Here is a 12,790-nt window from a genome sequence, read left to right as displayed (position 1 = left end):
CGGCAGGGAGCGAAGGTGGGGGCGGCGACATGCGGCTGGCGGACCTGCAGCGCCGGCTGGCGGAGTTCGCGGAGGCGCGCGGCTGGGGGCCGTACCACACCCCGAAGAACCTGGCGGTGGCGCTGAGCGTGGAGGCGGCCGAACTGGTCGAGATCTTCCAGTGGCTGACGCCGGAACAGTCGGCGCGCGTGATGGAGAAGCCGGACACCGCGCACCGGGTGGCCGACGAGGTGGCCGATGTGCTCGCGTATCTGCTGCAGTTCTGTGAGGTTCTCGGGGTGGATGTGCTGGATGCGCTCGCCGCGAAGATCGACCGGAACGAGCTCCGCTTCCCGGTACCGGGCAGCCCGGGGTCTGATCGTCACTCTTCGGAGTGATGGCGTTGTCCACAACCTTGATTCTGTCCACATTTTCCGAATACCCCTGGCTTTACTGAGTCGTTGCCCTCACTCTGGGTAGTGGTGAGTACGGGGTGTCGTGCGGACGGGGGACGGCATATGGATGCGGTACGGCTGATCGCGGCCGGCCGGCATGCGCTGGCACGGAGCGGGGCGGCGATGGACATCATCGGCGAGTCCTGGCAGGCGCAGGCACTGGCCCAGGGGATCGGGAGCTGGCTGGCGGCCACCGGGCCGCAGGAGCTCAGAGCGGAGGCACGGGGGCTGAGGGAATCAGGGGGAAGAGGCTGCGGGGCGCTCGACCGCGCGCAGCCGCGCGGCGAGGAGAGAGCACCCGACCGTACGCCACGGGTCGACCGGCTGACGGAGGTCTCGGACGTACGGCAGGCGCTGCTCGGGTTGCAGGCGTTGTTGGGGGATGTCGGCATCGCGTTGGTCGGGGTGGCCTGTGCCACGGATGACGACGCGCTGTACTGGCCCTGCATAGAGGCCATCGACGCGGCCGACGAGTCCAGCGACCGCGTCCGGGCGATCCTGCGCCGCCTCGAAGTCCGCGAACGGGGCTCCGCCTCGGGAGTCGCCTGACCACCGGCGGCGCGGGTTCCGCCGTCCGGGTCCCGCCGTCCGGGCCCCGCCGGTCCCGCCGCACGGGTGCGGCGGGACCGGCGGGGCAGGCGGCTCCCGGCGTCAGTGGGTGCCGAAGGGGGCGGGGTGGTCGGTCGTGGGGGTGCGGTTCCCGGAGGACTGAAGGTCGGCGTCGAGTTCGGAGAGGTCGGCGTTGAGCGCGGCCATCAGCTCCTCCATCTGCTGGAGGAGACCCTTCGGTGCGCCGCTCTGCGCGGGTACCGCGGACTCCCCTGCGACGGGCTCGGGCACGGACTCCTGGGACATGGCGGCGGCCTCCTCGGCCCTGCCCTTCCGGAACGGAAGGGGGTGGTGGACGCACCGGCCGGCGATCGGTGGCCGCCGGCGCGCGGGCCGGGCGGTCCGGCTCCGGTCGGGCCAACGATCACCGTCGGCGCGGGACACTGGCGAGGACGGACCGGAGGCTCGACGTTGACGGAGATTCACCCTGGCGGGGCGCGCGGGGCAGGATGGGGGGCATGGATCTTCGCATTTTCACGGAGCCCCAGCAGGGCGCGTCCTACGACACCCTGCTCACCGTGGCCAAGGCCACCGAAGACCTCGGCTTCGACGCCTTCTTTCGCTCCGACCACTACCTGAAGATGGGCTCGGCCGACGGCCTGCCCGGACCGACCGACGCCTGGATCACCCTCGCCGGGCTGGCCCGCGAGACCAGCCGGATCCGGCTCGGCACACTGATGACCGCCGGCACGTTCCGGCTGCCCGGCGTGCTGGCCATCCAGGTGGCGCAGGTGGACCAGATGTCCGGCGGCCGGATCGAGCTGGGCCTGGGCGCGGGCTGGTTCGAGGAGGAGCACAAGGCGTACGGCATCCCGTTCCCGGCGGAGCGGATCGCCCGGCTGGAGGAGCAACTGGCGATCGTCACCGGTCTGTGGGGCACCGAGGCCGGGCAGACCTTCGACTTCGACGGGACGTACTACAAGGTGGAGGGCTCGCCGGCGCTGCCCAAGCCCGCCCAGGCCAAGGTGCCGGTGCTGGTCGGCGGCCACGGTGCCAAGCGGACGCCGGCGCTGGCGGCGCGGTACGCGGACGAGTTCAACATGCCGTTCGCCTCCGTGGCGGACAGCCGGCGCCAGTTCGGCCGGGTCCGGGAGGCGGCCGAGCGGGCCGGACGGAAGCCCGGGGAGCTCGTCTACTCGAACGCGCTGGTGGTGTGCGTGGGCAAGGACGACGCCGAGGTGGCCCGCCGGGCCGCCGCGATCGGCCGGGAGGTCGACGAGCTGAAGGCCAACGGGCTGGCCGGTTCCCCGGCCGAGGTCGTGGAGAAGATCGGCACCTACCAGGAGGCCGGTTCCTCGCGCATCTACCTGCAGGTCCTCGACCTGGACGATCTGGACCACCTGGAGCTGATCTCCGACCAGGTCCTCTCCCGGCTCGGCTGACGGCCCGATGACCCGCGCACCCGGCCCGCTCGCCGCCGCTCTGGACCGCCGGACCGTCCTGCTGGACGGCGGTCTCAGCAACCAACTCGTCGACCAGGGCTGCGACCTGTCCGGCGGCCGCTGGACGGGCCGGGTGCTCGACGAGGCGCCCCATCAGATCACCGCCGCCCACACCGCGTACGTCCGGGCCGGCGCCGAGGTGATCATCACCGCGAGCTACCAGATCGGGGCCGAACCCGAACTGCTGCGGCGCAGCGTCGCCCTGGCCGCGCGCGCCGCCGAAGAGGCGGAACACCAGGTGTGGGTGGCCGCCTCGGTCGGCCCGTACGGGGCGCTGCTCGCGGACGGCTCCGAGTACCGGGGCCGCTACGGGCTGACGGTCCGGCAGCTCGCGGACTTCCACCGGCCCCGGATCGAGGCCCTGTTGTCCGCCGGTCCGGACGTACTGGCCCTGGAGACCGTCCCGGACACCGACGAAGCCGAAGCCCTGCTGTCGGTGCTGGCCGGCACGGGCGTTCCGGTCTGGCTCTCGTACACGGTCGAGGGCGGCCGTACCCGGGCCGGCCAGCCCCTGGCCGAGGCGTTCGGGCTCGCCGCCGCAACCCCGGAGGTGATCGCGGCCGGGGTCAACTGCTGCGATCCCGAGGAGGTCCTGCCGGCCGCCGGGCTCGCCGCCGCGATCACCGGCCGGCCTGTGGTGGCCTACCCCAACGACGGCTCGGTCTGGGACGCGGCGACAGGCACGTGGAACGCCCCGCACGCCCCCCGCCCCTGGCCGGTCGCCGCCTGGCAGGCGGCCGGCGCCCGCCTGATCGGCGGCTGCTGCCGCATCGGCCCCTCCCGCATCAGGGCCCTGGCGGTCGCCGTCGGCGGCGACCGCCAGGGCCGTGGTTAGCTGCGCTTCCAGGTCTTGCAGCCGCTGGTCTCGAAGACCTTGTCCGACTTCTTGACCGTTACCACGGCGGCTCCCTGCGAGTTGCCGTTGGCGATGATGCTGTCCAAGCTGCCGTCGGCGCTGGAGTGCCGTGCCCAGTAGCAGTTGGCGAAGGTTCCGGGCTCCGGGCCGGCGGTCTTGTAGGTGCCGGGCTGGATGTCCTCGCCCACCACGTAGCTGCCGTCGCCCGGGATCTCCGTGGCGGGGCCCTCGTCCTCGGTGGGGGTGCTCTCCGTGGCGGGCCCGGCGCTCGTCCCGGTGGCCGTCTCGGTCACGGTGGCCGTGACGGTCGGACCGGGTGGGGCGGGCGCGGAGGAGGTGGCGGTCACCGTGGCCGTGGCGGTGACCGTGGCCGTGACGGTGACTGCGGGGCCGGGCACGGCGCGGGTGGCCGTTCGGGGCTCCGTGGTGCAGGAGGCGGCGACCACGAGGACGGCCAGGACGGCCGCGGCGATGCCGCCGCAGCCGAGCGCCGTCTTCTGCTTGGCATCGAGACCGGCCCTCGCCACCCGAGGAAGCCGCGGCTGCGGCGGGAATGAGGGTGGGGGCGGTGCGGACGTCATCAGTGGCAGGTGGTGTAGCCGCGCCCGTTGGCCTTCCAGGAGCAGTAGTCCTTCTTGGCGCCGTTCGCGGCGTACAGGGTGACCCCGCCCTTGCTGTTGTTGAACCAGAAGTTGTTGGCCTTCCGGTAGACCGTGGAGGCGTTGTTGGTGCCCTGGCCGTTGCGCACCCGCACGGTCTTGCCCGCGCCCAGGGTGAACGAGGTGCTGAAGATGGCCTTGAAGCCCGAGTCGGTCCGGACGGTGTAGCCCTTCAGCTGCATCGCCGAGCGGGTGTTGTTGTGGATGTCGACGTACTCGGCGTTCAGCTTCGCGTTCGTCTGCGGACGGTCCGCGCCCGGGCCATCGAACTGGAGTGCGCCGAAGTGCAAGCCGCCCTGGTGCACGGCGGCGGAGGCCGGCGGCGCGGCCAGGATGCCGACCGCGAGCGCGGCGGATGCGGCGGAGGCGCCGAGGATGTGGGTCTTCTTCATGGGATCCCCCCTGGTCGTGGCATGACAAAGCCCCGTCTTGGTACTGCGGCATGATGGAGCCGGGGTGGCTGTAAGCCTGGCACGGCCCCGATCAAATTGCATACTCGTCTTACATTCTGGCGATCAATTTGGACGGAGGGTGACGTGAAGGTCACCACCAGCGCGAACGGCGTCACCGTGGAGGAGCTGGCCGGCTACGAGGGATACGCGTTCGTCACCGGCTTCCCGCCGGGCGGAGCCAAGCCGAACGGCTTCTTCGTCCGCGCCCCCGAAGGCAGTCCGCTCACTGCCACCTTCCTCCGGCGGCTCCCCCTCGACACCCTGCTCAAGACCGCGACCGAGGCCCGCGTCGCCGAACTCGGCGCCATCGCAGCCCCCGCCGCGCAGGGCCGCCCCTACGGCGGCGGTGACGAGCACACCGCCGAGGTCGCCGAGGTCTATCTCTGGGCTCTCGACCACGACATCCCGCCCCGCCGCGCCATCGCCGCCCGCTGGGGCAGGTCGGAGGCCACCGCCGGCCGCTGGATCGCCGAGGCCCGCCGCACGGGCCACCTCCCGCCCCGCGACGCCTGAAAACCGCTGGCCGGGGCCCTGCGGCCCGCACATACTCACACGCATGTTCCTGACCGTCGGCACGACCGGCACTCCCGAGAAACCCGCCACCGACCTGGGCTTCCTCCTGCACAAGCATCCCGGCAGGGCCCAGGCGTTCAGTACCTCCCACGGCACCGCGCACGTCCTGTACCCCGAGGCCACGGCCGAGCGGTGCACGGCGGCGCTGCTGCTGGAGGTCGACCCCGTGGCGCTGGTCCGGCGAGGTCAGGGAAAGGGCCGCGGCGGAGCTCCCGACGCCGCCCTCGCGCAGTACGTCAACGACCGCCCGTACGCCGCCTCCTCGCTGCTCGCGGTGGCCCTCGGAAGCGTCTTCCGCACCGCCCTCAAGGGGCAGTGCGCCGCCCGGCCCGAGCTGCCGGAGCAGCCGCTGCCGCTGCGGGTCGAGATCCCCGCGCTGCCCGCGCGCGGCGGGGCGGATCTGGTGCACCGGCTGTTCGGGCCGCTCGGCTGGGCCTCCGTGACGGCCGACCCGGTGCCGCTCGACGAGCGGTTCCCGGAGTGGGGCGACTCCCGGTACGTACGGCTGGTGCTGGAGGGCGAGCTGCGGCTGGCCGACGCCCTCCGGCAGCTCTACGTCCTGCTCCCGGTGCTCGACGACGCCAAGCACTACTGGGTGGCGCCCGACGAGGTCGACAAGCTGCTCCGGGCCGGCGACGGCTGGCTGGCCGGGCACCCCGAGCACCCGCTCATCACCGCCCGCTACCTGTCCCGTCGCTGGGGCCTGACCCGCGAGGCCATGGAGCGGCTGGAGCTGGTCCGGCTCGCCGCGGCCGACGACAGCGAGGTCGAGGACATCGACAACGCCGTCGACGAGGGTCAGGACACGGAGGAACGGCCCGTGCCGCTCGCCCGGCAGCGCCGCGAGGCGATCCTCGCCGTGCTGCGCGACGCCGGCGCCCAGCGGGTGCTGGACCTCGGCTGCGGCCAGGGACAGCTGGTCCAGGCGCTGCTCGCGGACCCGGCGTTCGCCGAGATCGTGGGCGTGGACGTGTCCATGAAGGCCCTGACCGTCGCCGCGAGGCGGCTGCGGCTGGACCGCATGGGCGAGCGCCAGAGCTCCCGGGTACGGCTGCTCCAGGGCTCGCTGGCCTACACCGACAAGCGGCTCGCCGGCTACGACGCGGCCGTGCTCAGCGAGGTCATCGAGCACCTGGACCTGCCCCGGCTGCCGGCCCTGGAGTACGCGGTGTTCGGCTCGGCCCGGCCCCGTACCGTGGTGGTGACGACCCCGAACGTCGAGTACAACGTGCGCTGGGAGTCCCTGCCCGCCGGACACGTCCGGCACCGCGACCACCGCTTCGAATGGACCCGCGAGGAGTTCCGGAGCTGGGCGGAGGCGATCGCCGGGCGGTACGGGTACGCCGTCGCGTACGCACCGGTCGGCGAGGACGACCCCGAGGTCGGCCCGCCCACCCAGATGGCCGTCTTCACCCACCCGAACACGGGCGCCACGACCGGCGCCAGCAAAGCCACCAACGCCACCAACGCCGCCACCGGCACCCTGAAGGAGGGAGAGGCCGCATGAACACGCACACCACCGACGCCGGGACCGGGACCGAGACCGAGACCGAGACCGGGACCACCGGGACCGGGACCACCGACACCCGGGCCGGCGCCCGCACGGACCGGCGGGTGCTGCCCGTCACCGACCTGTCCCTCGTCGTCCTGATCGGCGCCACCGGATCGGGCAAGTCCACCTTCGCCCGCAAGCACTTCAAGCCCACCGAGGTGCTGTCCTCCGACTACTGCCGGGGCCTGGTCGCCGACGACGAGAACGACCAGAGCGCCAGCAAGGACGCCTTCGACGTCCTCCACTACATCGCGGGCAAGCGGCTGGCCGCCGGCCGTCTCACCGTCGTCGACGCCACCAGCGTGCAGCAGGAGGCCCGCCGGCAGCTGGTCCAGCTGGCCCGGGCCCATGACGTGCTGCCCATCGCGATCGTCCTCGACATGCCCGAGGAGGTCTGCGCCGCCCGCAACGCCACCCGCCCCGACCGCGCCGGGCTGCCCCGCGCCGTCATCCAGCGGCACCGCCGCGAGCTCCGCCGCTCGCTGCGCGGCCTGGAGCGCGAGGGCTTCCGCAAGGTGCACGTGCTGCGCAGCGTCGAGGAGGCCGAGGCCGCCGAGGTGGTGCTGGAGAAGCGCTTCAACGACCTGAGGCACCTCACCGGCCCCTTCGACATCGTCGGCGACATCCACGGCTGCTCCTCGGAGCTGGAGAGCCTGCTCGCCAAGCTCGGCTACGAGGACGGCGTGCACCCAGAGGGCCGGACCGCCGTGTTCGTCGGCGACCTCGTCGACCGCGGACCGGACAGCCCGGGGGTGCTCCGCCGGGTCATGAGCATGGTCAAGACGGGCAACGCGCTGTGCGTGCCCGGCAACCACGAGAACAAGCTCGGCCGGCACCTCAAGGGACGCAAGGTCCAGCTCACCCACGGTCTCGCCGAGACCGTCGAACAGCTGGCGGGGGAGGACGAGGAGTTCGTCGCCGAGGTCCGCGCGTTCATCGACGGCCTGGTCAGCCACTACCTGCTGGACGGCGGCAACCTGGTCGTCTGCCACGCCGGACTCCCGGAGAAGTACCACGGCCGCACCTCCGGCCGGGTCCGCTCGCACGCGCTGTACGGCGACACCACCGGTGAGACCGACGAGTTCGGGCTGCCCGTGCGGTACCCGTGGGCCGAGGACTACCGGGGCAAGGCCACGGTGGTCTACGGCCACACCCCGGTCCCGAACACCTCGTGGGTCAACAACACCATCTGCCTGGACACCGGCGCGGTGTTCGGCGGAAGGATGACCGCGCTGCGCTGGCCGGAGCGCGAGCTGGTCGACGTACCGGCGGAGCGGGTCTGGTACGAGCCGGTCAAGCCGATGGCCGCCGCGGCGCCCGGGGGACACGAGGGCCGGCCGCTGGACCTGGCCGACGTGCACGGACGGCGGACCGTCGAGACCCGGCACCTGGGGAACGTCGCCGTGCGCGAGGAGAACGCGGCCGCGGCCCTGGAGGTGATGAGCCGGTTCGCCGCCGACCCGCGGCTGGTCCCGTACCTGCCGCCGACCATGGCGCCCACGGCGGCCTCGAAGGAGGAGGGCTACCTGGAGCACCCCGCCGAGGCCTTCGCGCAGTTCCGCAAGGACGGCGTCGAGCGGGTGGTGTGCGAGGAGAAGCACATGGGATCCCGGGCCGTGGTGCTGCTCTGCAAGGACGCGGACACGGCCGCGGAGCGGTTCGGGGTACGAGGGCCGTCCGGCTCCGTGTACACCCGCACCGGACGGCCGTTCTTCGACGACCCGGCCACGACCGAGGAGGTCCTCACCCGGCTCCGCGACGCGGTCTCCACGGCCGGACTGTGGGAGGAACTCGCCGCATCCGAGGGCGCCTCCGGCGCGTGCGACTGGCTGCTGCTGGACGGTGAGCTGCTGCCGTGGTCGCTGAAGTCGGCCGGTCTGCTGCGCAGCCAGTACGCGGCGGTGGGCGCTGCCGCCGGTGCGGTGTTCCCGGCGGCTCTCGCCGCCCTGGAGGCGACCGCGGCACGCGGCGTGGACACCGCCGGACTGCTCGCCCGGCAGCGGGAACGGGCGGCCGACGCCGCGGCGTTCACCGACGCCTACCGCCGGTACTGCTGGACCACCGACGGCCTGGACGGGGTGCGGTTCGCGCCGTTCCAGGTGCTCGCCGCCCAGGGGCGCAGCCTCGCCGCGGAGCCGCACGACCGGCAGCTGGCCTGGCTGGACCGGCTGGTCGAGGCCGATGAGAAGGCCGGCACCGGACTGCTCCGCCGGACCGGGCGGATCGTGGTCGACACCGGCGACGAGGACTCCGTACGGGCGGGCACCGACTGGTGGCTGGAGCTGACCGAGTCGGGCGGCGAGGGCATGGTCGTCAAGCCGCTCCAGGCGTACGCGCGCGATGCGGGCGGACGGCTGGTGCAGCCGGGCGTCAAGGTGCGCGGACGCGAGTACCTGCGGATCATCTACGGTCCGGAGTACACCCGCCCGGAGAACCTGGAGCGGCTGCGGCAGCGCTTCCTCGGCCACAAGCGGTCGCTGGCGCTGCGGGAGTACGCGCTGGGACTGGAGGGGCTGGACCGGCTGGCGGCCGGTGAGCCGCTGTGGCGGGTGCACGAGACGGTGTTCGCCGTCCTGGCGCTGGAGTCGGAGCCGGTGGACCCGCGGCTCTAGGTCCGCTCGTCAAGAGCGGCGCGGGAACGGCGTCAAGGGGCGGAGCGCCGGATTGTGACCAGGTGCGGACGGGATCGTTCTTCCATGACAGCGGATGTACATGACCCCTGTGGAAGGACGGAACGTCAGATATGAAGATGACCGCGCGCGGAAGCATTGCGGCGCTCATGACCTGTATGGCCGCGGCGGGGGCGGCGTCCCCGGCCGTGGCCGATGTGCCTGTCGGGGTCCCGCTGGAGGGTGTCGAGTCCGCGCTGGGCATGGACGCCCCGCGCGTGGCCACCGGCGTACCGGTCCCCGTGGTCGGCGCGATCGAGGCCCCCCGGTTCCACACCGGGGAGCTCATGCCGGACCGGGTCCTGCCCGCACTGCCCGTCGACGCCGGCCTCGGCCGCACCCTGGTGTCCTCGAAGGTGCCGAACGCCCTCGGCCCGGAGGAGAAGGACGCCCAGGGGTCCCTGGAGGCCCCGGCCACCACCCTGGCGGCGCGCGGCCCGGGCGCGGTGCTCGGCCTGCCGCTGACCGCGCCGGACGCTTCCAACTACGGGCTGCCGAACGTCACCCTGCCCAAGGCGGGCCTGGTCACCCCCGAGCTGATCGGCGAGCCCTCGGCGCTCCTCGGTCTGCGCTGAGGCACGGCCGGCGCCCGCTCCGCGCGGGGACGACGCTGCGGAACACCACGTCAAAACGCCGCCCGGTCTGCGAACGTGTACCGCATGGGATTCCATGTCGATTCCGAGACCGGGCGGCTCCGCCGCGTCATACTGCACCGGCCCGACCTGGAGCTGAAGCGGCTCACACCGAGCAACAAGGACGCGCTGCTCTTCGACGACGTCCTGTGGGTGCGCCGGGCCCGCCAGGAGCACGACGGCTTCGCGGACGTGCTGCGCGACCGCGGGGTCGAGGTGCACCTCTTCGGGGACCTGCTGACCGAGTCGCTGGACCTCCCCGAGGCCAGAGCGCTGGTCCTTGACCGGGTGTTCGACGAGAAGGAGTACGGTCCGCTCGCCACCGACCACCTCCGGTCGGTCTTCGACGAGCTGCCCTCCGCGGATCTGGCCGAGGCGCTGGTCGGCGGGATGACCAAGCGCGAGTTCCTGGAGCGGCACCCCGAACCGGTGTCGGTCCGCTTCCACGCCCTGGAGCTGGACGGCTTCCTGCTCGGACCGCTGCCCAACCACCTCTTCACCCGGGACACCTCCGCCTGGATCTACGACGGGGTGTCCATCAACGCCATGCGCTGGCCGGCCCGGCAGCGGGAGACCGTGCACTTCGAGGCGATCTACAAGCACCACCCCCTGTTCACCGCCTCGGGCCCCTTCCACTACTGGTCGCAGGGCCAGGCCGACTACCCCTCGACCATCGAGGGCGGGGACGTCCTGGTCATCGGGAACGGGGCGGTGCTGATCGGCATGAGCGAGCGCACCACCCCCCAGGCCGTGGAGATGCTGGCGCGCGGGCTGTTCGCGGCCGGTTCGGCCCACACCATCGTGGCGCTGGACATGCCCAAGCGGCGGGCCTTCATGCACCTCGACACGGTGATGACCATGGTCGACGGGGACACCTTCACCCAGTACGCGGGCCTGGGCATGCTCCGCTCCTACACGATCGAGCCGGGCGGCGACGGCCAGGAGCTGAAGGTCACCGACCATCCGCCCGAGCACATGCACCGGGCGATCGCCGCCGCCCTCGGGCTGGACTCCATCCGGGTGCTGACCGCCACCCAGGACGTGCACTCGGCGGAACGGGAGCAGTGGGACGACGGCTGCAACGTGCTCGCCGTGGAGCCAGGAGTGGTGATCGCGTACGAGCGGAACGTCACCACCAACACCCACCTGCGCAAGGAGGGCATCGAGGTGATCGAGATCCCGGGTAGCGAACTGGGGCGCGGCCGGGGCGGTCCGCGGTGCATGAGCTGCCCGGTCGAGCGCGATCCGGTGTGACGAGCCCCTCCCCGAGTCTTCGTATAGCAATGCAGAGTGTCGTATAGACTTCCATGGTCCTCGTCCCGCGCCACCCTGGAGCACCCTCATGGCCATCGACCTCGCCGGCCGCAGTTTCCTCAAGGAGCTCGACTTCACCGCCGCCGAGTTCCGCGGCCTGGTCGAGCTGGCCGCCGAGCTGAAGGCGGCCAGGAAGGCGGGCGCAGAGGAGCGCCGGCTCCAGGGCCGCACCATCGCGCTGATCTTCGAGAAGACCTCCACCCGCACCCGGTGCGCCTTCGAGGTCGCCGCCGCCCACCAGGGTGCGCACACCGTCTACCTGGACCCCGCCGGCTCCCAGCTGGGCCACAAGGAATCGGTCAAGGACTCGGCGCGGGTGCTCGGCCGGATGTTCGACGCGATCGAGTACCGGGGTGACAGCCAGGACTCCGTCGAGGAACTCGCCGCGTTCGCGGGAATCCCCGTCTACAACGGGCTGACCGACGACTGGCACCCCACCCAGATGCTGGCCGACGTGCTCACCATGACCGAGCACACGGACAAGCCGCTGGAACGGATCTCCTTCGCCTACCTCGGCGACGCCCGGTTCAACATGGGCAACTCCTACCTGGTCACCGGCGCCCTGCTCGGCATGGACGTACGGATCGTCGCGCCCGAGGCGTACTGGCCGGCCGAGCCGGTCGTGGCCCGGGCCCGGGAACTCGCCCGGGCGAGCGGCGCCCGGATCACCCTCACCGAGGACGTGGCCGAGGGCGTCGACCGGGCCGACTTCGTCGCCACCGACGTCTGGGTCTCCATGGGCGAGCCCAAGGAGGTGTGGGACGAGCGGATCGAGTCCCTGCGCGACTACGCCGTCACCATGGACGTACTGCGGGCCACCGGCAACCCGGACGTGAAGTTCCTGCACTGCCTCCCGGCCTTCCACGACCTCGGCACCAAGGTCGGGCGGGAGATCCACGAGCGGCACGGCCTCACCGCGCTGGAGGTCACCGACGAGGTGTTCGAGTCGGCGCACTCGGTGGTCTTCGACGAGGCGGAGAACCGGCTGCACACCATCAAGGCCGTCATGGTGGCCACCCTCGGCGGACCGGCCGCATAGTCATCCGCACGGCCATCCGCACGGCCATCCGCACGGCGACGCACAGCCATCCGCATAGTCATACGGAGCGTCAGGCGGCGGACCCGGCCGGCAGGGTGAACCACACGGCCTTGCCGCGCTCCGTCGGCCGGTGGCCGCAGGCCGAGCTCAGCAAACGGAGCAGGAGCAGGCCCCGGCCGTGTTCCTGCCAGGCGTCCGGGCACAGGTCCCGGACGGGGCCGCCGAGGCGGGTCGGCGGCACCGGATCGCCGTCGTGCACCTCCACCTGACACCCGTCCGGCAGCAGCTCCACGACGATCTCGATGGGGCCGCCGCCGCGCGCGTGCTGCACCGCGTTGGCGACCAGCTCCGCGGTCAGGAGCTCCGCCGTGTCGCCGTCGGCGGGATCGCCGGCCCCGGTCAGCGTGCTCCGGACCAGGGCGCGGGCCATCGGGACCGCCGCGGGGGAATGCGGGAGGGTGGCGCGCCGGGCGGCGGCTGCGGTGGGCAGGGCGGGTGCGGTCGGCATGGCAGGGCGGTCCTTTCCGTGAGGCACCGGCGGGGCACGGGCGCTACTGGT

The 12,790-nt window shown here is 72.5% G+C and carries 14 protein-coding genes; 10 read left to right on the top strand and 4 right to left on the bottom strand.

What is annotated here, in order from left to right:
• Window positions 1-29: 29 nt before the first annotated feature.
• Complete coding sequence (locus AC067U_RS04320; RefSeq protein ID WP_478828063.1) at window positions 30-377, top strand: nucleotide pyrophosphohydrolase; 348 nt, start codon at window positions 30-32, stop codon at window positions 375-377.
• 120 nt (window positions 378-497) lie between these two features.
• Entirely contained in the window at window positions 498-983 is a 486-nt protein-coding gene (locus AC067U_RS04315) for a DUF6099 family protein (RefSeq protein WP_478828062.1), read from the top strand.
• Between the two features lie 102 nt (window positions 984-1,085).
• Here the strand turns inward: AC067U_RS04315 and AC067U_RS04310 are convergent, their stop codons facing one another.
• A complete protein-coding gene (locus AC067U_RS04310) occupies window positions 1,086-1,289 on the bottom strand; it encodes a hypothetical protein (RefSeq protein WP_478828061.1) in 204 nt (67 codons plus the stop codon).
• Between the two features lie 212 nt (window positions 1,290-1,501).
• Here AC067U_RS04310 and AC067U_RS04305 point away from each other — a divergent pair, with 212 nt between their 5' ends.
• Window positions 1,502-2,425, top strand: coding sequence for an LLM class F420-dependent oxidoreductase (locus tag AC067U_RS04305; protein ID WP_478828060.1), 924 nt, complete (start codon window positions 1,502-1,504; stop codon window positions 2,423-2,425).
• A gap of 7 nt (window positions 2,426-2,432) precedes the next feature.
• Complete coding sequence (mmuM, locus tag AC067U_RS04300) at window positions 2,433-3,320, top strand: homocysteine S-methyltransferase (RefSeq protein WP_478828059.1); 888 nt, start codon at window positions 2,433-2,435, stop codon at window positions 3,318-3,320.
• Here mmuM and AC067U_RS04295 read toward each other — a convergent pair.
• Window positions 3,317-3,868 (bottom strand): hypothetical protein, encoded by a 552-nt coding sequence (locus tag AC067U_RS04295; RefSeq protein ID WP_478828058.1) that lies wholly within the window; start codon window positions 3,866-3,868, stop codon window positions 3,317-3,319. The genes mmuM and AC067U_RS04295 overlap by 4 nt on opposite strands.
• A gap of 53 nt (window positions 3,869-3,921) precedes the next feature.
• Window positions 3,922-4,392, bottom strand: coding sequence for a lamin tail domain-containing protein (locus AC067U_RS04290; RefSeq protein ID WP_478828057.1), 471 nt, complete (start codon window positions 4,390-4,392; stop codon window positions 3,922-3,924).
• 144 nt (window positions 4,393-4,536) lie between these two features.
• Between AC067U_RS04290 and AC067U_RS04285 the strand changes: the two genes are divergently transcribed.
• From AC067U_RS04285 to argF, 6 genes are all read left to right on the top strand, one after another.
• Window positions 4,537-4,965, top strand: coding sequence for a hypothetical protein (locus tag AC067U_RS04285; protein ID WP_478828056.1), 429 nt, complete (start codon window positions 4,537-4,539; stop codon window positions 4,963-4,965).
• Between the two features lie 43 nt (window positions 4,966-5,008).
• Complete coding sequence (locus AC067U_RS04280) at window positions 5,009-6,532, top strand: 3' terminal RNA ribose 2'-O-methyltransferase Hen1 (protein WP_478828055.1); 1,524 nt, start codon at window positions 5,009-5,011, stop codon at window positions 6,530-6,532.
• The gene (locus tag AC067U_RS04275; protein ID WP_478828054.1) at window positions 6,529-9,189 is read left to right on the top strand and encodes a polynucleotide kinase-phosphatase; all 2,661 of its coding nucleotides are present in this window, start codon (window positions 6,529-6,531) and stop codon (window positions 9,187-9,189) included. The genes AC067U_RS04280 and AC067U_RS04275 overlap by 4 nt, the downstream gene beginning before the upstream one ends.
• A gap of 137 nt (window positions 9,190-9,326) precedes the next feature.
• Entirely contained in the window at window positions 9,327-9,821 is a 495-nt protein-coding gene (locus AC067U_RS04270) for a hypothetical protein (RefSeq protein WP_478828053.1), read from the top strand.
• A gap of 84 nt (window positions 9,822-9,905) precedes the next feature.
• Window positions 9,906-11,132 carry an arginine deiminase gene (locus tag AC067U_RS04265; RefSeq protein WP_478828052.1) on the top strand — a complete coding sequence of 409 codons (1,227 nt, stop codon included), beginning with the start codon at window positions 9,906-9,908 and terminating at the stop codon, window positions 11,130-11,132.
• 88 nt (window positions 11,133-11,220) lie between these two features.
• Complete coding sequence (gene argF, locus AC067U_RS04260) at window positions 11,221-12,231, top strand: ornithine carbamoyltransferase (RefSeq protein ID WP_478828051.1); 1,011 nt, start codon at window positions 11,221-11,223, stop codon at window positions 12,229-12,231.
• Between the two features lie 70 nt (window positions 12,232-12,301).
• Here the strand turns inward: argF and AC067U_RS04255 are convergent, their stop codons facing one another.
• Window positions 12,302-12,739, bottom strand: a complete 438-nt coding sequence (locus AC067U_RS04255; RefSeq protein WP_478828050.1) for an ATP-binding protein — start codon at window positions 12,737-12,739, stop codon at window positions 12,302-12,304.
• Window positions 12,740-12,790: the final 51 nt, after the last annotated feature.

The sequence above is a fragment of the Streptomyces sp. NPDC043853 genome (assembly GCF_056436025.1).
The sequence above is the reverse complement of the archived record's forward strand: the minus strand, read 5'-3'. Positions and strand labels throughout refer to the sequence as shown.